Here is a 20,595-nt window from a genome sequence, read left to right on the forward strand (position 1 = left end):
CGATCAGAAATTCGATTAACGCTCGGTTTTAGACCGAGCCAACTGGAAGCATGCTGACTATGGCTACGATTCATGTAGACGGCAAAGAATATGAGGTCAACGGAGCGGACAACCTGCTGGAAGCTTGTCTGTCTCTCGGCCTTGATATTCCGTACTTTTGCTGGCACCCGGCGCTGGGAAGCGTCGGTGCTTGCCGCCAGTGTGCGGTGAAGCAATATCAAAACGCGGAAGACACGCGTGGTCGCCTGGTGATGTCTTGTATGACACCGGCCACCGAAGGCACCTTTATTTCAATTGATGACGAAGAAGCGAAACAGTTCCGCGAAAGCGTAGTGGAGTGGTTGATGACTAACCACCCGCACGACTGTCCGGTCTGTGAAGAGGGCGGTAACTGCCACCTTCAGGATATGACCGTCATGACCGGTCATAGCTTCCGTCGCTATCGCTTCACGAAGCGTACTCACCGCAACCAGGACCTGGGGCCGTTCATCTCTCACGAAATGAACCGCTGCATCGCCTGCTATCGCTGCGTACGTTACTACAAAGATTACGCCGATGGCGCGGATCTGGGCGTCTATGGCGCACATGACAACGTCTACTTTGGTCGTCCGGAAGACGGTACGCTCGAAAGCGAATTCTCCGGTAACCTGGTGGAAATTTGCCCGACCGGCGTCTTCACCGATAAAACGCACTCCGAGCGTTATAACCGTAAATGGGACATGCAGTTTGCGCCGAGCATCTGCCAGCAGTGTTCTATCGGTTGTAACATCAGCCCGGGCGAGCGCTACGGTGAACTGCGTCGTATCGAAAACCGCTATAACGGTACCGTTAACCACTACTTCCTCTGCGACCGTGGTCGTTTTGGCTATGGTTACGTGAACCTGAAAGACCGTCCACGCCAGCCGGTACAGCGTCGTGGCGATGACCTGATCACGCTGAACGCCGAACAGGCGATGCAGGGCGCGGCAGATATTCTGCGTCAGTCGAAGAAAGTGATTGGTATCGGCTCCCCGCGTGCCAGCGTTGAAAGTAACTTCGCGCTGCGTGAACTGGTCGGTGCGGATAACTTCTATACCGGTATTGCCCAGGGCGAGCAGGAACGTCTGCAACTGGCTCTGAGCGTGTTGCGTGACGGCGGTATTCATACCCCGGCACTGCGCGAAATCGAGTCATACGATGCGGTTCTGGTCCTGGGCGAAGATGTCACCCAAACCGGCGCGCGCGTTGCGCTGGCAGTGCGTCAGGCGGTGAAAGGTAAAGCGCGTGAAATGGCGGCGGCGCAGAAAGTGGCCGACTGGCAGATTGCGGCAATCCTCAACATTGGCCAGCGCGCCAAGCATCCGCTGTTCGTTACCAACGTCGATAACACCCGTCTGGATGATATCGCGGCATGGACCTACCGTGCGCCGGTTGAAGATCAGGCGCGTTTAGGTTTCGCGATCGCCCACGCGCTGGATAACAACGCACCGGCGGTTGACGGTATCGACCGTGACCTGCAGAACAAAATTGACGTCATCGTTCAGGCTCTGGCCGGGGCGAAGAAACCACTGATTATTTCCGGTACCAACGCCGGTAGCGCCGACGTGATTCAGGCTGCTGCCAACGTGGCGAAGGCGCTGAAAGGCCGTGGCGCAGACGTCGGAATCACCATGATTGCTCGCTCTGTCAACAGTATGGGGCTGGGTATGATTGGCGGTGGTTCCCTCGACGACGCGCTGACCGAGCTGGAAACCGGTCGTGCTGACGCCGTTGTGGTGTTGGAAAATGACCTGCATCGCCATGCTTCAGCAACGCGTGTGAACGCCGCGCTGGCGAAAGCGCCGCTGGTACTGGTTGTTGACCATCAGCGCACGGCTATTATGGAAAACGCCCATCTGGTGCTTTCCGCCGCTAGCTTCGCCGAAAGCGATGGTACGGTAATTAACAACGAAGGTCGCGCCCAGCGTTTCTTCCAGGTCTATGACCCATCCTACTACGACAGCAACACCGTAATGCTGGAAAGCTGGCGCTGGCTGCACTCGCTGCACAGTACCGTGCAGAGCCGTGAAGTGGACTGGACGCAGCTCGACCATGTTATCGACGCGGTCGTTGAGAAGTTACCGCAGTTGGCGGGTATTAAAGATGCCGCGCCGGATGCAAGCTTCCGTATCCGTGGACAGAAACTGGCACGTGAACCGCACCGCTACAGTGGTCGTACCGCAATGCGCGCCAACATCAGCGTTCACGAACCGCGTCAGCCGCAGGACAAAGACACCATGTTCGCTTTCTCTATGGAAGGGAACAACCAACCGTCTGCGCCGCGTTCGCAAATTCCGTTTGCCTGGGCTCCGGGCTGGAACTCCCCACAGGCGTGGAACAAGTTCCAGGATGAAGTGGGCGGTAAACTGCGTCATGGCGATCCGGGCGTGCGTCTGATCGAAGCTTCTGCAGATGGTCTGGATTACTTCACAACCGTTCCGGCGAGCTTCCAGGCTCAGGATGGTCAGTGGCGTGTCGCGCCTTACTATCATCTGTTTGGTAGTGACGAAATGTCCCAGCGTGCGCCTGTCTTCCAGACCCGTATGCCGCAGCCGTACATCAAACTCAACCCGGCTGATGCCGCGAAGTTGGGTGTTAATGCCGGTACGCGCGTATCTTTTAGCTACGATGGCAACACGGTTACGCTGCCGGTTGAAATCGCTGAAGGATTAACGGCAGGTCAGGTTGGTTTGCCAATGGGTATGCCTGGCATCGCGCCGGTTCTGGCTGGTGCACGTCTTGAGGATCTGCAGGAGGCACAACAATGAGTTGGATTACACCCGATCTGATTGAGATCCTGCTGAGCGTTCTCAAAGCGGTCGTGATTCTGCTGGTGGTGGTCACCTGCGGGGCATTCATGAGCTTTGGCGAACGTCGTCTGCTCGGTCTGTTCCAGAACCGTTACGGACCGAACCGTGTTGGCTGGGGCGGTTCGCTCCAGCTGGTTGCGGACATGATCAAGATGTTCTTTAAAGAAGACTGGATCCCGAAATTCTCGGATCGCGTCATCTTTACCCTGGCACCGATGATCGCCTTCACCTCGCTGCTGCTGGCTTTCGCCATCGTGCCGGTGAGCCCGAACTGGGTGGTTGCTGACCTGAACATCGGGATCCTGTTCTTCCTGATGATGGCAGGCCTCGCGGTATACGCGGTGCTGTTCGCAGGCTGGTCCAGTAACAACAAATACTCGCTGCTCGGTGCGATGCGTGCGTCTGCGCAGACGCTGAGCTACGAAGTATTCCTCGGACTTTCCCTGATGGGCGTGGTGGCGCAGGCCGGTTCATTTAACATGACCGACATCGTCAACAACCAGGCTGATATCTGGAACGTTATTCCGCAGTTCTTTGGTTTTGTCACCTTTGCCATCGCGGGCGTGGCGGTGTGTCACCGTCACCCGTTTGACCAGCCAGAAGCCGAGCAGGAACTGGCCGACGGTTACCACATTGAATACTCCGGTATGAAATTCGGTCTGTTCTTCGTGGGTGAGTACATCGGCATCGTCACCATTTCTGCACTGATGGTTACCCTGTTCTTCGGTGGCTGGCATGGTCCGTTCTTACCGCCATTCGTCTGGTTCGCGCTGAAAACCGCGTTCTTCATGATGATGTTCATTTTGATTCGTGCGTCGTTACCGCGTCCTCGTTATGACCAGGTAATGTCCTTCGGCTGGAAAGTCTGTCTGCCGCTGACGCTCGTCAACTTGCTGGTAACGGCGGCTGTCATTCTCTGGCAGGCGCAATAAGGGACACAAAGACCATGACCTTAAAAGAATTGTTAGTAGGTTTCGGCACCCAGGTACGCAGTATCTGGATGATCGGCCTGCATGCGTTCGCGAAACGCGAAACGCAGATGTACCCGGAAGAGCCGGTCTATCTACCGCCCCGTTTTCGTGGTCGTATCGTTCTGACCCGTGACCCGGACGGCGAAGAGCGCTGCGTTGCCTGTAACCTGTGTGCGGTAGCGTGTCCGGTAGGCTGTATCTCTTTGCAAAAAGCAGAGACCAAAGATGGCCGCTGGTATCCGGAGTTTTTCCGCATTAACTTCTCACGCTGCATTTTCTGCGGCCTGTGCGAAGAAGCCTGTCCGACAACGGCTATTCAGCTGACTCCAGATTTCGAGCTGGGTGAGTACAAGCGCCAGGACCTGGTTTACGAGAAAGAGGATCTGCTGATCTCCGGTCCGGGTAAATACCCGGAATATAACTTCTACCGGATGGCAGGTATGGCAATCGACGGCAAAGATAAGGGCGAAGCAGAGAACGAAGCCAAGCCTATCGACGTCAAGAGCCTGTTACCGTAAGGAGAGGGGCAATGGAGTTCGCTTTTTATATCTGTGGCCTGATAGCCATTCTCGCAACCTTGCGGGTGATCACCCACACCAATCCGGTACACGCACTGCTGTACCTGATTATTTCGCTGCTGGCGATTTCCGGGGTGTTCTTCTCGTTAGGTGCTTACTTCGCGGGGGCGCTGGAAATAATCGTCTACGCGGGCGCCATCATGGTGTTGTTCGTGTTTGTGGTCATGATGCTCAACCTCGGTGGTTCTGAAATTGAACAGGAACGCCAGTGGCTGAAACCGCAGGTGTGGATTGGACCGGCGATTCTGTCGGCCATCATGCTGGCGGTTATTGTTTATGCCATTCTGGGTGTTAACGATCAGGGCATCGACGGGACGCCAATTAGCGCGAAAGCTGTCGGTATTTCCCTGTTCGGACCGTATGTACTGGCGGTCGAGCTGGCTTCGATGCTGCTGCTGGCAGGTCTGGTTGTGGCCTTCCACGTAGGGCGCGAAGAGCGTTCTGGTGAAGTGCTGAGCAATCGCACCGATGACCGCGCGAAAAGAAAAACGGAGGAGCACGCATGATCCCCTTACAACATGGACTGATCCTCGCGGCTGTCTTATTCGTACTGGGCTTAACCGGTCTGGTTATCCGCCGCAATCTGCTGTTTATGCTGATCGGGCTGGAAATCATGATTAACGCCTCCGCGCTGGCCTTCGTGGTCGCCGGAAGCTACTGGGGCCAGACCGATGGTCAGGTGATGTATATTCTCGCCATCAGCCTTGCGGCTGCGGAAGCGAGCATTGGACTTGCGCTGTTGCTGCAACTTCATCGCCGTCGCCAGAACCTGAACATCGATTCAGTAAGTGAGATGCGTGGATGAACATGCTTGCCTTAACCATTATTCTGCCATTTATTGGCTTTGTATTACTGGCGTTCTCTCGCGGTCGTTGGTCAGAAAATCTGTCCGCGACTGTGGGCGTCGGGTCGATTGGCCTGGCGGCGCTGGTGACCGCGTTTGTTGGCGTTGACTTCTTTGCTAATGGTCAACAGGCCTACAGCCAGCCTCTGTGGACGTGGATGTCTGTCGGTGACTTCAATATCGGTTTTAACCTGGTGCTGGACGGCCTGTCGCTGACCATGCTCAGTGTGGTGACCGGTGTGGGTTTCCTGATCCACATGTTCGCCTCCTGGTATATGCGCGGTGAAGAGGGATACTCCCGTTTCTTCGCCTACACCAACCTGTTTATCGCCAGCATGGTGGTTCTGGTACTGGCGGATAACCTGCTGCTGATGTACCTCGGCTGGGAAGGCGTGGGCCTGTGCTCCTATCTGCTGATCGGTTTCTATTACACCGATCCGAAGAATGGCGCTGCGGCAATGAAAGCCTTCGTGGTGACCCGTGTGGGTGACGTGTTCCTCGCCTTCGCATTGTTTATCCTCTACAACGAGCTGGGCACGCTGAACTTCCGCGAAATGGTGGAACTGGCGCCTGCTCACTTTGCAGATGGTAACAACATGCTGATGTGGGCAACCCTGATGCTGCTGGGCGGTGCGGTGGGTAAATCCGCGCAGCTGCCGTTGCAGACATGGCTTGCTGACGCGATGGCAGGTCCGACGCCTGTCTCCGCGCTGATCCACGCCGCGACGATGGTTACCGCCGGTGTCTATCTGATTGCACGTACTCACGGCCTGTTCCTGATGACGCCGGAAATCCTGCATCTGGTGGGGATTATCGGGGCTATCACTCTGGTACTGGCTGGTTTTGCCGCGCTGGTACAGACCGACATTAAACGCGTTCTCGCGTACTCCACCATGAGCCAGATTGGTTATATGTTCCTGGCTCTCGGGGTTCAGGCGTGGGACGCGGCGATTTTCCACCTGATGACGCACGCTTTCTTTAAAGCGCTGCTGTTCCTGGCATCCGGCTCGGTTATCCTGGCCTGTCACCACGAACAGAACATCTTCAAGATGGGCGGTCTGCGTAAGTCTATTCCGCTGGTGTATCTCTGCTTCCTGATCGGTGGCGCGGCGCTGTCGGCTCTGCCGCTGATTACCGCAGGCTTCTTCAGTAAGGATGAGATTCTGGCCGGTGCGATGGCGAACGGTCATATTAATCTGATGGTTGCAGGTCTGGTTGGTGCATTTATGACCTCTCTGTACACCTTCCGTATGATTTTCATCGTGTTCCACGGTAAAGAGCAAATTCACGCTCACGCAGGGAAGGGGATTACACATCATCTGCCGCTGATTGTGCTGATGATCCTGTCCACCTTCGTTGGCGCACTGATTGTGCCACCGCTGCAGGGTGTACTGCCTGCGACGACCGAGCTTGAGCATGGTCGCGTGATGACCCTGGAAATTACCTCCGGTATCGTCGCGATTGCAGGCATTCTGATCGCTGCATGGCTGTGGCTGGGTAAACGTACTCTGGTGACGTCGATTGCCAACAGTGCGCCAGGCCGTCTGCTGGGTACCTGGTGGTATAACGCCTGGGGCTTCGACTGGCTGTACGACAAAGTGTTCGTCAAGCCGTTCCTGGGCGTTGCATGGCTGCTGAAACGCGATCCGCTGAACGCAATGATGAACATTCCGGCGATCCTTTCCCGCTTTGCAGGTAAAGGCCTGTTGTTAAGCGAGAACGGCTATCTGCGTTGGTATGTAGCATCAATGAGCATCGGCGCCGTCGTTGTGCTGGCTCTGTTGATGGTACTGCGTTGATCGTAAAGTGAATTTTATCCAAATTCGTTGAAAATCAGGCCTCTATTAGGGGCCTTAAAAAGGAATAAAAATCGCCATGTTACTACCCTGGCTAATATTGATTCCCTTTATCGGTGGCTTCCTGTGCTGGCAGACCGAACGCTTTGGCGTGAAGGTGCCGCGTTGGATCGCGCTGATTACCATGGGACTGACGCTGGCGCTTGGCCTGCAACTTTGGTTGCAGGGCGGCTATTCACTGACGCAATCCACTGGCATTCCGCAGTGGCAGTCTGAGTTTGTCCTGCCGTGGATCCCACGCTTTGGCATCTCGATTCATCTTGCTATCGACGGTCTGTCGCTGCTGATGGTGGTGCTGACCGGTCTGCTCGGTGTTCTGGCGGTACTTTGCTCCTGGAATGAAATCGAAAAATACCAGGGCTTTTTCCACCTGAACCTGATGTGGATCTTAGGCGGCGTAATCGGCGTGTTCCTTGCCATCGACATGTTCCTGTTCTTCTTCTTCTGGGAAATGATGCTGGTGCCGATGTACTTCCTGATCGCGCTATGGGGGCATAAAGCCTCTGACGGTAAAACGCGTATCACGGCAGCAACCAAGTTCTTCATTTATACCCAGGCGAGTGGTCTGGTGATGTTGATTGCCATCCTGGCGCTGGTGTTTGTGCACTACAAAGCGACCGGCGTGTGGACTTTCAACTATGAAGAATTGCTGAATACTCCGATGTCCCACGGCGTGGAATACCTGCTGATGCTGGGCTTCTTCATCGCTTTCGCGGTGAAAATGCCGGTGGTTCCGCTGCACGGCTGGTTGCCGGATGCTCACTCCCAGGCACCGACCGCAGGTTCCGTTGACCTGGCTGGTATCTTGCTGAAAACCGCAGCCTACGGTCTGCTGCGCTTCTCCCTGCCGCTGTTCCCGAATGCGTCAGCGGAGTTTGCACCTATCGCAATGTGGCTTGGCGTCATCGGCATCTTCTACGGCGCGTGGATGGCCTTTAATCAGTACGACATCAAACGTCTGATTGCTTACACCTCCGTATCCCACATGGGCTTCGTACTGATTGCTATCTACACCGGCAGCCAGCTGGCATACCAGGGTGCGGTGATTCAGATGATCGCGCACGGCCTGTCCGCAGCCGGTCTGTTCATCCTGTGTGGTCAGCTGTACGAACGTCTGCACACGCGTGATATGCGTATGATGGGCGGCCTGTGGGGCAAAATGAAATGGTTGCCTGCACTGTCAATGTTCTTTGCAGTGTGTACGCTGGGTATGCCGGGTACAGGTAACTTCGTTGGCGAATTTATGATTCTGTTCGGCAGCTACCAGGTGGTTCCGGTTATTACCGTGATCTCGACATTTGGTCTGGTGTTTGCTTCTGTTTACTCGCTGGCGATGCTGCATCGCGCTTACTTTGGTAAGGCGAAGAGCCAGATTGCCAGTGTTGAACTGCCAGGGATGTCGCTGCGTGAGCTGTTTATCATCCTGTTGCTGGTCGTGCTTCTGGTACTGCTTGGCTTCTATCCGCAGCCGATTCTGGATACCTCGCATTCTGCGATGAGCAACATCCAGCAGTGGTTTGTTAATTCCGTTACTACTACAAGGCCGTAAATCGCCATGACAATAACTCCACAACACCTGATTGCGCTGCTACCGCTGCTGATCGTCGGCTTGACGGTGGTGGTTGTGATGCTCTCCATTGCGTGGCGACGCAATCACTTCCTCAATGCCACGCTGTCGGTCATTGGGCTTAACGCCGCACTGGTTTCGCTCTGGTTTGTTGGCCAGGCGGGCGCTATGGACGTCACCCCGCTGATGCGGGTTGACGGTTTCGCCATGCTCTACACCGGGCTGGTGCTGCTGGCGAGTCTTGCCACCTGTACCTTCGCTTACCCGTGGCTGGAAGGCTACGACGACAACCGGGAAGAGTTCTATCTGCTGGTGCTGATTGCCGCGCTCGGCGGTATTCTGCTGGCTAACGCTAACCATCTGGCGGCGCTCTTCCTTGGTATTGAGCTTATCTCTCTGCCGCTGTTTGGTCTGGTTGGCTATGCGTTCCGTCAGAAACGTTCGCTGGAAGCCAGTATCAAATACACCATTCTGTCTGCCGCAGCGTCTTCCTTCCTGCTGTTTGGTATGGCGCTGGTGTACGCGCAGTCTGGCAACCTGTCGTTTGTCGCGCTCGGTAAGAGCCTCGGCGACGGTATGCTGCAAGAACCGCTGCTGCTGGCGGGCTTCGGTCTGATGATTGTTGGCCTCGGCTTTAAACTCTCACTGGTTCCATTCCACCTGTGGACGCCAGACGTATACCAGGGCGCTCCGGCTCCGGTTTCCACCTTCCTGGCGACGGCGAGCAAAATCGCTATCTTCGGCGTGGTGATGCGTCTGTTCTTGTACGCACCGGTAGGTGATAGCGAAGCGGTACGGATCGTGCTGGGTGTGATTGCCTTTGCTTCCATTATCTTCGGTAACCTGATGGCGCTGAGCCAGACCAACATCAAACGTCTGCTTGGTTACTCTTCTATCTCTCACCTCGGTTACCTGCTGGTGGCGCTGATTGCCCTGCAGAGCGGCGAGATGTCGATGGAAGCGGTTGGCGTTTACCTGGCCGGTTATCTGTTCAGCAGCCTCGGCGCATTCGGTGTGGTCAGCCTGATGTCCAGCCCGTACCGCGGTCCGGATGCAGACTCTCTGTTCTCCTACCGTGGTCTGTTCTGGCATCGTCCAATCCTCGCGGCGGTGATGACGGTGATGATGCTGTCTCTGGCGGGTATTCCGATGACGCTGGGCTTTATCGGTAAGTTCTACGTACTGGCGGTGGGTGTGCAGGCTAATCTGTGGTGGCTGGTTGCCGCCGTGGTGGTGGGTTCCGCGATTGGTTTGTACTACTACCTGCGCGTTGCCGTGAGCCTGTACCTGAGCGCACCGCAGCAGCTGAATCGTGATGCGCCGTCCAACTGGCAGTACAGCGCGGGCGGTATCGTGGTGTTGATTTCTGCCCTGCTGGTACTGGTGCTGGGTATCTACCCGCAACCGTTGATCAGCATCGTGCAGTTAGCGGCTCCGCTGATGTAATTCATCATGCTATGATCGAAAAAGAGTCTGGACAATGTCCAGACTCTTTTTTTTACCTGTCTATACTCGTCATACTTCAAGTTGCTGGAGCGTCAGGCCGAAAGTTGACGGCTCACCAGCGGGCCGCTGATGCCTTTCGCTGTGCGATCCATCACTTCCTGAATGACTGAAGACAGCTCATTGACTTCGAATTTGGCCACGTAACCATCTGCTTTCACTCGGCGTACGTGATCTTCATTGGCGCTACCGGAAAGTGAGGAGTGGATAACGACCGGGATCTTCTTCAGGCGTTCGTCGGTTTTTATCTTACGGGTAAGCGTAAAACCGTCCATCTCCGGCATTTCCAGATCGGTGAGCACCAGCGCAATCTTCTCGCTGATTGGTTTACCTTCCGCTTCTGCTTCTTCAGATAGCTGTTGTATCTTTTCCCACGCATCCTGGCCCGTCACATGCATCAAGTGTGGGATCTCCATGGCGTTAAGCCCTTTTTCCAGCATCGCGCGAGCCACTTTGGAATCATCAGCCACAATCGCCACCGCACCCGGCGTAATGTTGAACTTATTGGTTTTCAGCTCTGTTGCGCGCAGGTCGTGGTTCGACGGTACGATGTCGTACAGGATCTGTTCGACATCGAGCACCAGCGCCAGATTGTTAGTCTCTTTGTTGTCGTCCAGACAGGCGATACTGGTAATGTAGCGACCATTGACGGCTTTCTCGGCGGTATGCACTTGTTGCCAGTCCAGACGCATAATGTTTTCTACCGACTCCACCGCAAACGCCTGAACGCTGCGGGCATATTCCGTGATCAACAGGATGTTGAGTCCGGTCTCTGGCTTACAGCCCGCGACGGCAGGCAGATCAATCACCGGGATCACCTGATCGCGAATGTTAACCATACCCAGCAACGGGGCTTTCATACCTGCGGGACGCGTAAAGGTCGGCATCGGTACGATTTCACGCAGTTTGAATACGTTGATGCCAAACAGTTCTGATTTCTGCTCCTCGACGGATTTGCCAAGGCGAAACAGCAGCAGTTCAAAACGGTTAGACAGGGTTAGGTTTGTCCTGTCATCAATATCTTTCTGGAAATTGTTCATCCTGTCCTCAGTGTGAAAGCCAGCCTTTCCACTGTTATCGGCACTGAGGCGGAAAAATGGAGCATTAAACGGTGAAAATGGCGAAATCGTGAGCCAGTTCAGTGTCTGGAAATATCGCTTTGCACTCTTCGAGTAACCGCTGACAGCCTTTTTCATCGTAGCGTGAGCTAACGTGGGTCATGATCAGGCGTCCCACTCCGGCCTCAAGCGCCAGCTGGGCGGCTTGTCGGGTCGAGCTGTGACCGCGGCTGTTGGCTTTTTCCTCCATTGAGGAGTCCAGTGTGGTTTCATGTACCATCACATCCACACCGCGTGCCAGTTCAATGGCGGACGCGCAAGGTCCTGTGTCGCCGAAAATAGCCACAGATTTTCCTCTGGTGGCAGGGCCGAGAAAAACGGCGCCGTTAATCGCTCGACCATCCTCCAGCACGATGGTTTTCCCGGCTTTCAAATCCTGGAACCACGGGCCCGCTTTAACACCAGCCGCCTTCAAGGCGCTGGCGTCAAGTGCCCCCGGTTTGTCGTGCTCTTCAACACGAAAACCGTAGCACTCCAGCGGATGCTCCAGCGGGTACGCCGTTACTTTACGCAGGCCGTCATCGACAATTTCACCCGCGGTGATTTCGACAATATCCAGCGGATAATCGGTCCAGGAGCCGCTCAAACGCAAAGCCGTTTCGGTAAACTCTCGCAACCCCTTTGGTCCGTAAAGCGTCAGTGGCTGGACGTTCCCGGCCATTGAGCGACTGCACAGCAGCCCCGGTAAACCAAACAGGTGATCGCCGTGTAGATGGCTGATAAAAATACGCTCGAGTTTTCCAGGGTTAAATGGCGTGGTCAGCATCTGATGTTGCGTTCCTTCACCACAATCGAAAAGCCACAGCCCCGCCTGAGTCGGGTGTTGCAGATTCAGTAAAATTGCCGTTACATTGCGTGAGCGCGTGGGGACTCCCGCAGACGTGCCTAAAAATAGTAATTCCATCTTCGCGTTACACTTTTCGCCATCAATAAGGCAGGGTGTTCAGGTTATCACAACAAAGGGGCAGACTATGATTCACTGGCAAGATCTCCACCATGCAAAGCTCAATACACAGCAGCTGTACGCCATTCTTGAGCTTCGCTGTGCGGTATTTGTTGTTGAGCAACGGTGTCCGTATCAGGATGTGGATGGTGATGACCTGAGTGGTGAAAACCGGCACATTCTGGGTTGGCATAACGATGAACTGGTGGCGTATGCGAGGATTCTGAAAAGCGATGATGAGCTTGAGCCGGTCGTCATTGGGCGGGTGATCGTAAGCGAAGCGCTGCGGGGTGAAAAATTGGGGCAACAGCTAATGACTCAGACGCTGGCCTCCTGTACGCAGCATTGGCCGCACAAGGCGCTGTATCTGGGGGCGCAGGCACATTTGCAATCATTCTATGCGCGCTTTGGCTTTGTGCCGGTCACGGATATTTATGACGAAGACGGTATTCCACACGTCGGAATGGCGCGGGAAGCACATCAGGCGTAAACAGGCGCAAACACGCCTGATTGTCTATAGTTAGCGGGTACGTCAATAGAAAGGGAGAATAAAATGTCTTTTCATTCTTATGAATCACGTATCGATGACGATCTGGAATTATTGAGTGAAACGCTGGAGGAGGTGCTGCGTTCTTCCGGCGATCCAGCCGATCAAAAATACCTTGAGTTAAAAGCGCGGGCAGAGCGGGCGTTAGAAGAGGTGAGAAATCGCGTCAGCCACGCCTCTGACAGCTACTATTACCGCGCGAAGAAAGCCGTTTGCCGGGCGGATGATTATGTGCATGAAAAACCCTGGCGCGGAATCGGCGTTGGTGCCACGGTCGGTTTAGTGATGGGATTATTGTTAGCACGGCGATAAATTCCATTCCGTCAGCGCATTTGTACGTACTCCCTAACTGGGGGTACTGCTTTTTCTGCTCAGTACCCCGTATAATGTGAGGTTTTTAACAGGGAGAGGTCCGCGTGCATTCAATCACTACTGCGCTGGAAAGTCTGATGCGTAATTTGTCGCAAGAGATACCAGCAGCACCTGGAATTCGTATTTACGATATCCCTTTCCCACTGAATGATGCGTTTGACGCTTTAGGATGGCTGGCCAGTCAACCTGTCTGGCCCCAGTTTTACTGGCAACAGCGTAATGGCGATGAAGAAGCCGCCGTACTGGGCGCTGTTGCTACATTTTCCTCGCTCGAATTAGCCCAGCATTTTTTACATCAGCATAATGATAATCCTGACCTGCGTATCTGGGGCCTGAATGCCTTTGAGCCTCAGCGCGGCCATTTGTTATTGCCACGGCTGGAGTGGCGACGTTGCGCCGGGGTGGCGAGCTTACGCTTACATCTTTTTAGCGACGTGTCGCTGCGTGAAGACGCCGCGCAGGCGGTGGCGTTTATCTCATCGCTCGCCAACGTAAAGCCGCTGCCCGCATTGCGTCTGCGTTTGACGGGAGAACAGAACTGGCCGGATAAAACTGGCTGGACAGACCTGATAAAGCTCGCCACGCAAACGATCAATGGGGAACAGCTCGATAAGGTCGTGCTGGCGCGGGCGACCGATTTACAGTTTTCTCAGTCGGTTAACGCCGCGGCCGTGATGGCTTCCAGTCGTCGTCTAAACCTGAACTGCTACCATTTCTTTATGGCGTTCTCCGCAAAGTGTGCGTTTCTTGGTTCTTCCCCTGAACGGCTGTATCGGCGGCGTGACACGGCGCTGCGCACCGAGGCGCTGGCGGGAACCGTTGCCAACCACCCTGAGGATCATCGGGCCTGGCAGTTGGGGGAATGGCTAATGAAAGATGATAAAAACCAGCGCGAGAATATGCTGGTGGTCGAAGATATTTGCCAGCGTCTGCAAGGCTGTACGCAAACTCTTGATGTGCTGCCGCCGCAGGTGCTTAGACTGCGCAAAGTGCAGCACCTGCGCCGCTGTATCTGGACGGAACTGAATCAGGCTGATGATACGCTTTGTCTGATGCAACTCCAGCCCACGGCGGCAGTCGCAGGTATTCCGCGTGAGCTGGCGCGTGAATTTATCCAACAAAATGAACCGTTTGAACGCGAGTGGTATGCCGGTTCTGCGGGTTACCTTTCTCTGCGCCAAAGCGAGTTTTGCGTGTCATTACGGTCGGCGAAAATTAGTGAAAATGTGATACGCCTGTATGCCGGGGCAGGGATCGTGCGTGGTTCAGATCCTGAACAGGAATGGCAAGAAATAGACAATAAAGCGGCAGGACTGCGCACTTTATTACAGATGGAAGGGTAATGAGTTGTATATTACCGACTCATATCAAAAATCCATTTATTCGATTCTTTATACTGTGTCGCAATATTGATACCGGACAATCTCATGTCAGTAAGCGCATTTAACCGACGCTGGGCGGCGGTCATTCTGGAAGCACTCACTCGCCACGGCGTCAGGCATGTCTGCATTGCCCCTGGCTCTCGTTCTACACCGTTGACTCTGGCGGCTGCGGAAAACCCCGCTTTTATTCACCATACTCATTTTGATGAGCGTGGCCTTGGGCATCTGGCCTTAGGTCTGGCAAAAGTCAGCCGGCAGCCTGTCGCTGTGATTGTGACGTCCGGTACGGCGGTGGCAAATTTGTATCCCGCGTTGATTGAAGCGGGCCTGACCGGTGAAAAGCTGATTCTACTCACGGCTGACAGACCTCCTGAGCTTATCGACTGCGGCGCTAACCAGGCGATTCGTCAGGCCGGAATGTTTGCCTCGCATCCATCGCAAACGCTCTCTTTACCGCGCCCGACCCAGAACATTCCGGCTAGTTGGCTGGTATCCACCATTGATAACGCCTTAGCTGCGCTGCATAGCGGGGCGGTTCATATCAATTGCCCATTTTCGGAACCGCTGTATGGCGACATGGACGAAACGGGGATTGACTGGCAGCAGCGCCTTGGCGACTGGTGGCAGGATGATAAACCCTGGCTGCGTGAGTCGCGTCGACTGGAAAGCGACAAACAGCGTGACTGGTTTTTCTGGCGACAAAAACGCGGCGTTGTTGTTGCAGGCCGCATGAGCGCGGAAGAGGGCAAAAAGGTTGCGCAGTGGGCGCAGATGCTAGGCTGGCCGCTGATTGGCGATGTTCTGTCGCAAACTGGACAACCTTTGCCGTGCGCCGACCTGTGGCTGGGAAATGCGAAAGCGGTCACTGAATTACAGCAGGCGCAGATTGTGGTGCAGCTTGGCAGTAGCCTGACCGGAAAACGGCTCCTGCAATGGCAGGCCAGCTGTGATCCGCAGGAATACTGGATTGTCGATAATATCGAAGGCCGCCTCGATCCGGCTCACCATCGTGGGCGCAGACTGGTAGCGACGGTTGGCGACTGGCTGGAGTTGCATCCGGCGGAGAAACGTCAGCCCTGGTGCGTGGAGATCCCACGCCTGGCGCAACTGGCCTGGCAGGCGGTAGAAGCCCGTCGCGACGCGTTTGGTGAAGCGCAATTAGCCCACCGTATCCGCGAATACTTGCCGGAGCAGGGGCAACTGTTCGTGGGCAACAGTCTGGTGGTGCGCCTGATTGATGCGCTGTCGCAGCTTCCGGCGGGTTACCCGGTCTATAGCAACCGTGGCGCGAGCGGCATTGACGGCCTGCTGTCAACGGCAGCAGGCGTACAGCGCGCCAGCGCGAAATCGACGCTGGCTATCGTCGGCGATTTATCTGCGCTGTATGACCTCAATGCGCTGGCGTTATTGCGCCAGGTTTCCGCGCCGTTTGTCCTGATAGTGGTCAATAATAACGGCGGGCAAATTTTTTCCCTGTTGCCGACGCCAGCAAGCGAACGCGAACGGTTCTACCTGATGCCGCAGAACGTGCATTTTGAGCATGCTGCCGCCATGTTTAACCTTAAATACCAGCGCCCGGAAAACTGGGAGCAACTGGAGAGCGCGTTGACTAACGCCTGGCGTACTCCAGCGGCAACGGTGATTGAGCTGGTGGTAAACGAAACTGATGGGGCGCAAACCCTGCAGCAACTGCTGGCGCAGGTAAGCCATCTATGATCCTGCACGGGCAGGCGAAAGTGGGCCAGACGGGATTTCCCTGGCTGGTTTTCCTGCACGGTTTTTCCGGTGATTGTCGGGAATGGCAGACGGTTGGCGAAGCGTTTAAGAATTATTCGCGGCTGTATATCGACCTGCCGGGACATGGTGGCTCCGCTGACATCAGCGTGAGCGGATTCGACGACGTAAGCGCTTTGCTGCGTAACACGTTGCTTAGTTACAACATACTTAAATACTGGCTAGTAGGCTACTCTCTTGGCGGCAGAGTCGCGATGATGGCGGCTTGTCAGGAGATGCCAGGACTGTGCGGTCTGGTGGTTGAAGGTGGACATCCAGGTTTGCAAAGTGAGGAGGCGCGCGTTCAGCGTCGTCTCTCTGATGGTCGCTGGGCTGCGCGTTTTCGCGCTGAGCCGTTGTGCGAGGTGTTTATTGACTGGTATCAACAGCCAGTTTTTTCCTCGCTGAATGCGGTGCAAAAAGAAGCGCTGGTCGCACTGCGTAGCCAGAATAACGGGCATACGCTGGCAGCGATGCTGGAGGCCACCTCGCTAGCCGTACAACCTGATTTACGTGCGCAACTCACTACGCGCACATTTCCGTTTTATTATTTATGTGGTGAACGTGACGATAAATTCCGCGCTCTGGCGGCGGAAATATCCGTACCAAGCCATGTGATTCGTAATGCCGGACACAACGCGCATCGGGACAATCCCGCTGGCGTGGTGGACTGTCTGGCTCAGATTCTGCATCGCTGACTATAGGACATTTTATGATCTATCCTGATGAAACAATGCTTTACGCACCGGTAGAATGGCACGATTGCTCTGAGGGCTACACCGACATTCTCTACGAGAAATCCACCGACGGTATCGCAAAAATCACCATTAATCGTCCGCAGGTACGCAATGCCTTCCGTCCGGTCACCGTGAAAGAGATGATCCAGGCGCTGGCGGATGCTCGCTATGATGACAACATTGGCGTGATTATTCTGACCGGTGCTGGCGACAAAGCGTTCTGCGCAGGTGGCGATCAGAAAGTGCGCGGTGACTACGGCGGATACCAGGATGATTCCGGTGTGCATCACCTGAACGTTCTGGACTTCCAGCGCCAGATTCGTACCTGTCCGAAGCCGGTAGTGGCGATGGTTGCAGGCTTTTCCATCGGTGGCGGCCATGTGCTGCACATGATGTGTGACCTGACCATTGCGGCTGAAAACGCCATCTTCGGCCAGACCGGTCCGAAAGTTGGTTCCTTCGATGGCGGTTGGGGTGCCTCTTACATGGCGCGTATTGTCGGTCAGAAAAAAGCGCGTGAAATCTGGTTCCTGTGCCGTCAGTACGATGCGAAGCAAGCGCTGGATATGGGCCTGGTGAACACCGTGGTTCCGCTGGCCGATCTGGAAAAAGAGACCGTACGCTGGTGTCGTGAAATGCTGCAAAACAGCCCGATGGCGTTGCGCTGCCTGAAAGCTGCACTGAACGCCGACTGCGATGGTCAGGCTGGTCTGCAAGAGCTGGCGGGTAACGCCACTATGCTGTTCTACATGACGGAAGAAGGTCAGGAAGGCCGTAACGCCTTTAACCAGAAACGTCAGCCGGATTTCAGCAAATTTAAACGGAATCCGTAATGCGTAGCGCGCAGGTATACCGCTGGCAGATCCCCATGGACGCGGGGGTGATTCTGCGCGACAGGCGGTTAAAAACGCGTGACGGGCTGTACGTTCGCCTTTGTGACGGCGAGCGCGAAGGGTGGGGAGAGATCTCCCCGCTGCCGGGCTTCAGTCAGGAGAGCTGGGAAGAGGCGCAAACCGAGCTGCTGGCCTGGGTCAACGGCTGGCTACAGGGGGATTCTTCCTTACCGCAGCTGCCTTCGGTCGCCTTTGGCACAAGCTGCGCGCTGGCCGAACTGGCTGGCGTATTGCCAGAGGACGCAGACTACCGTGCTGCGCCGCTGTGTACGGGCGATCCTGATGATCTGGTACTGCAACTGGCGGACATGCCGGGTGAAAAAGTAGCGAAGATCAAGGTCGGACTGTATGAAGCGGTTCGCGACGGTATGGTCGCCAACCTGCTGCTTGAGGCTATCCCGGAGCTGCATTTGCGACTTGACGCCAACCGAGCCTGGACGCCGTTGAAAGCCCAGCAGTTCGCGAAGTACGTTAATCCAGAGTACCGCGGGCGCATCGCTTTTCTCGAAGAGCCATGCAAAACCCGCGATGACTCTCGTGCTTTTGCGCGTGAAACCGGCATTGCCATTGCCTGGGATGAAAGCTTGCGTGAAGCGGATTTCATCTTCGAAGCCGAAGAGGGCGTCAAGGCAGTGGTTATCAAACCTACGCTGACGGGCAGTCTCGATAAAGTGCGCGAACAGGTGGCAGCGGCGCATGCGCTTGGTCTCACCGCTGTTATTAGTTCGTCGATCGAGTCGAGCCTGGGCTTAACCCAACTGGCGCGAATTGCCGCCTGGCTGACGCCGCAGACCATTCCGGGGCTGGATACCCTGAGCCTGATGCAGTGCCAGCAGGTACGCACCTGGCCGGGTAGCGCATTGCCGTGTATCGATGTTGATGCGCTGGAACGCCTGCTATGACCCAGCGGGAAATGCCCGATAGCGTAAGCATATCGGGCCTGGTACAACCCGATGACTGGCCGTGGCGTCACTGGCGACAGGTTCGTGCAGAGGTGCCTGCTCTACGCCTCAACGATGAAGTATTAAGCTGGAGCGAGCTCTGCACGCGCGTTGACCATCTGGCCAGCGGTTTTGCCGCTCAGGGCGTGGAAGAGGGCGATGGCGTCCTGCTTCGCGCCTGGAATCATCCGCGTGCTTTGCTGGCCTGGCTGGCATTGTTGCAATGTGGGGCGCGGGTTTTACCTGTGAACCCACAACTGCCTCAATCGCTGCTTGACGCGCTGGTCCCGGACTTAACGCTGCGTTTTGCGCTGGATCTGGAGACCGCTAATGTTCTCACGGGACTCCATCCGTTGCAGATGCAGGCAGTGCCAGGCAAGCATGCCGCCGCGTGGTTACCCCAGCGTTTGAGTACGATGACGTTAACCTCAGGTTCTACCGGATTGCCAAAGGCAGCGGTGCATACCTGTCAGGCTCATCTGGCAAGCGCGCAGGGCGTGTTGTCATTAATGCCGTTTGACGCTGAAGATGACTGGTTGCTCTCGCTGCCGCTGTTTCATGTTTCCGGCCAGGGTATTTTGTGGCGTTGGTTGTTTGCCGGGGCACGAATGACCGTGCGCGACAAGCAACCATTGGAGCAAATGCTGGCTGGATGCACTCATGCTTCGCTGGTGCCCACGCAGCTGTGGCGCCTGCTGGTCAACAAAACGGCGGTAACGCTCAAAGCAGTGCTCCTGGGTGGCGCGGCAATTCCTGTTGAATTGACGGAACAGGCGCGCGAGCAAAGGATTCGCTGCTGGTGCGGTTACGGTTTAACGGAGTTTGCTTCTACGGTCAGTGCGAAAGAAGCGGATGGCCTGGCGGATGTGGGGTCGCCCCTGGCAGGCAGAGAAGTCAGAATCGTTGGTGGTGAAGTCTGGCTGCGTGCCGCCAGCATGGCGCAAGGTTACTGGCGTAACGGGCAGCTGATTCCTTTAGTAAACGCGGAAGGCTGGTTTGCCACCCGCGATCGCGGGGTGTTGAAGGACGGCAAGTTAACCATTGTCGGTCGGATGGACAATCTGTTCTTTAGCGGCGGGGAAGGCATACAGCCGGAAGAGGTGGAACGCGTGATTGCTGCGCATCCGCATGTTCTGCAAGCCTTCATTGTGCCGATAGAAGACAAAGAGTTTGGTCATCGCCCGGTGGCGGTCGTTGAGTATGACACCAATGCGGGTGACACCAATCTGGCTGAGTGGGTGAAAGATAAGCTGGCCCGCTTTCAGCAACCGGTATGCTGGCTGACATTGCCACCCGAACTAAAATCCGGAGGGATTAAAATCTCTCGTCGTGCGCTGTCAGATTGGGTAAGTGCTTCATTGTTAAAATTAAGCAAACAGTAATTACATTTCTCACTTTCGCCATTGCGTCGCTATTGTCATTTTGTTTATCTGCTTAAGTGTAACCTGTTGTGAAATCTTTTAACAAAAGGTGCGCTATGGAATGGCATGTGAAGAAGTCTTGCTGTCACAAAAAAGCAGGCAGGCTCTATATCGTACTTTGTGATGGCGGCGGTTCGCTAAAGATGCTGGCTGAGGCGCAATCTTCCGAGTGGGTTAAGCCCGGAGACCTCCTTTCACCGCTGAAAGATGCACTGTATTGCATTAATCGCGATACCTCACGGCTAATCAAAATAATTGATGCCAGACAGTACATGTGCGACGAATGGGAACGCCTGTTACGACTGTCTGAAGATAAATAAT

The 20,595-nt window shown here is 55.3% G+C and carries 19 protein-coding genes; 17 read left to right on the forward strand and 2 right to left on the reverse strand.

The window, feature by feature from the left end; translation table 11 throughout:
• Nucleotides 1-59 precede the first annotated feature (59 nt).
• The 8 genes from nuoG (at nt 60) to nuoN (ending at nt 10,090) form a co-directional block, all read left to right on the forward strand.
• Entirely contained in the window at nt 60-2,786 is a 2,727-nt protein-coding gene (gene nuoG, locus HVZ52_RS07180) for an NADH-quinone oxidoreductase subunit NuoG (RefSeq protein ID WP_032931989.1), read from the forward strand.
• Entirely contained in the window at nt 2,783-3,760 is a 978-nt protein-coding gene (nuoH, locus tag HVZ52_RS07185; RefSeq protein WP_016153834.1) for an NADH-quinone oxidoreductase subunit NuoH, read from the forward strand. Before nuoG ends, nuoH begins: the two co-directional genes overlap by 4 nt.
• A 14-nt stretch (nt 3,761-3,774) precedes the next feature.
• Nucleotides 3,775-4,317: an NADH-quinone oxidoreductase subunit NuoI gene (gene nuoI / locus HVZ52_RS07190; RefSeq protein ID WP_005129470.1), complete on the forward strand. Its 543-nt coding sequence runs from the start codon at nt 3,775-3,777 to the stop codon at nt 4,315-4,317.
• 11 nt (nt 4,318-4,328) lie between these two features.
• The gene (nuoJ, locus tag HVZ52_RS07195) at nt 4,329-4,883 is read left to right on the forward strand and encodes an NADH-quinone oxidoreductase subunit J (RefSeq protein ID WP_016153833.1); all 555 of its coding nucleotides are present in this window, start codon (nt 4,329-4,331) and stop codon (nt 4,881-4,883) included.
• The gene (gene nuoK / locus HVZ52_RS07200) at nt 4,880-5,182 is read left to right on the forward strand and encodes an NADH-quinone oxidoreductase subunit NuoK (protein WP_006683663.1); all 303 of its coding nucleotides are present in this window, start codon (nt 4,880-4,882) and stop codon (nt 5,180-5,182) included. The genes nuoJ and nuoK overlap by 4 nt, the downstream gene beginning before the upstream one ends.
• Entirely contained in the window at nt 5,179-7,020 is a 1,842-nt protein-coding gene (nuoL, locus tag HVZ52_RS07205) for an NADH-quinone oxidoreductase subunit L (RefSeq protein WP_016153832.1), read from the forward strand. The genes nuoK and nuoL overlap by 4 nt, the downstream gene beginning before the upstream one ends.
• A 76-nt stretch (nt 7,021-7,096) precedes the next feature.
• Nucleotides 7,097-8,626, forward strand: a complete 1,530-nt coding sequence (gene nuoM, locus HVZ52_RS07210; RefSeq protein ID WP_016153831.1) for an NADH-quinone oxidoreductase subunit M — start codon at nt 7,097-7,099, stop codon at nt 8,624-8,626.
• 6 nt (nt 8,627-8,632) lie between these two features.
• A complete protein-coding gene (gene nuoN, locus HVZ52_RS07215; protein WP_016153830.1) occupies nt 8,633-10,090 on the forward strand; it encodes an NADH-quinone oxidoreductase subunit NuoN in 1,458 nt (485 codons plus the stop codon).
• A gap of 92 nt (nt 10,091-10,182) precedes the next feature.
• Here nuoN and HVZ52_RS07220 read toward each other — a convergent pair whose 3' ends face one another.
• Nucleotides 10,183-11,187: a chemotaxis protein gene (locus HVZ52_RS07220; RefSeq protein ID WP_016157041.1), complete on the reverse strand. Its 1,005-nt coding sequence runs from the start codon at nt 11,185-11,187 to the stop codon at nt 10,183-10,185.
• A gap of 64 nt (nt 11,188-11,251) precedes the next feature.
• Nucleotides 11,252-12,169, reverse strand: coding sequence for a ribonuclease BN (gene rbn, locus HVZ52_RS07225; RefSeq protein ID WP_181599051.1), 918 nt, complete (start codon nt 12,167-12,169; stop codon nt 11,252-11,254).
• Between the two features lie 67 nt (nt 12,170-12,236).
• On the opposite strand from rbn, the gene HVZ52_RS07230 reads away from it, so the two are divergent.
• The 9 genes from HVZ52_RS07230 (at nt 12,237) to pmrD (ending at nt 20,594) form a co-directional block, all read left to right on the forward strand.
• A complete protein-coding gene (locus HVZ52_RS07230) occupies nt 12,237-12,698 on the forward strand; it encodes a GNAT family N-acetyltransferase (protein ID WP_016153827.1) in 462 nt (153 codons plus the stop codon).
• A 63-nt stretch (nt 12,699-12,761) separates the two neighbouring features.
• Nucleotides 12,762-13,067, forward strand: coding sequence for a stress response protein ElaB (gene elaB / locus HVZ52_RS07235; RefSeq protein ID WP_003027683.1), 306 nt, complete (start codon nt 12,762-12,764; stop codon nt 13,065-13,067).
• A gap of 104 nt (nt 13,068-13,171) precedes the next feature.
• Nucleotides 13,172-14,470 carry an isochorismate synthase MenF gene (gene menF / locus HVZ52_RS07240; protein WP_181599052.1) on the forward strand — a complete coding sequence of 433 codons (1,299 nt, stop codon included), beginning with the start codon at nt 13,172-13,174 and terminating at the stop codon, nt 14,468-14,470.
• Nucleotides 14,471-14,554: 84 nt separating this feature from the next.
• Nucleotides 14,555-16,225: a 2-succinyl-5-enolpyruvyl-6-hydroxy-3-cyclohexene-1-carboxylic-acid synthase gene (gene menD / locus HVZ52_RS07245; RefSeq protein WP_181599053.1), complete on the forward strand. Its 1,671-nt coding sequence runs from the start codon at nt 14,555-14,557 to the stop codon at nt 16,223-16,225.
• Nucleotides 16,222-16,980, forward strand: coding sequence for a 2-succinyl-6-hydroxy-2,4-cyclohexadiene-1-carboxylate synthase (gene menH / locus HVZ52_RS07250; protein WP_181599054.1), 759 nt, complete (start codon nt 16,222-16,224; stop codon nt 16,978-16,980). Before menD ends, menH begins: the two co-directional genes overlap by 4 nt.
• A 14-nt stretch (nt 16,981-16,994) precedes the next feature.
• Entirely contained in the window at nt 16,995-17,852 is an 858-nt protein-coding gene (gene menB, locus HVZ52_RS07255) for a 1,4-dihydroxy-2-naphthoyl-CoA synthase (RefSeq protein ID WP_003027671.1), read from the forward strand.
• Nucleotides 17,852-18,814: an o-succinylbenzoate synthase gene (menC, locus tag HVZ52_RS07260; protein ID WP_181599055.1), complete on the forward strand. Its 963-nt coding sequence runs from the start codon at nt 17,852-17,854 to the stop codon at nt 18,812-18,814. The genes menB and menC overlap by 1 nt, the downstream gene beginning before the upstream one ends.
• Nucleotides 18,811-20,235 (forward strand): o-succinylbenzoate--CoA ligase, encoded by a 1,425-nt coding sequence (gene menE / locus HVZ52_RS07265; RefSeq protein WP_153646189.1) that lies wholly within the window; start codon nt 18,811-18,813, stop codon nt 20,233-20,235. The genes menC and menE overlap by 4 nt, the downstream gene beginning before the upstream one ends.
• Before the next feature lie 95 nt (nt 20,236-20,330).
• Nucleotides 20,331-20,594 (forward strand): signal transduction protein PmrD, encoded by a 264-nt coding sequence (pmrD, locus tag HVZ52_RS07270; protein WP_103928404.1) that lies wholly within the window; start codon nt 20,331-20,333, stop codon nt 20,592-20,594.
• Nucleotide 20,595 lies beyond the last annotated feature (1 nt).

The organism is Citrobacter sp. RHB36-C18, assembly GCF_013814485.1.
GTDB lineage: Bacteria > Pseudomonadota > Gammaproteobacteria > Enterobacterales > Enterobacteriaceae > Citrobacter > Citrobacter braakii.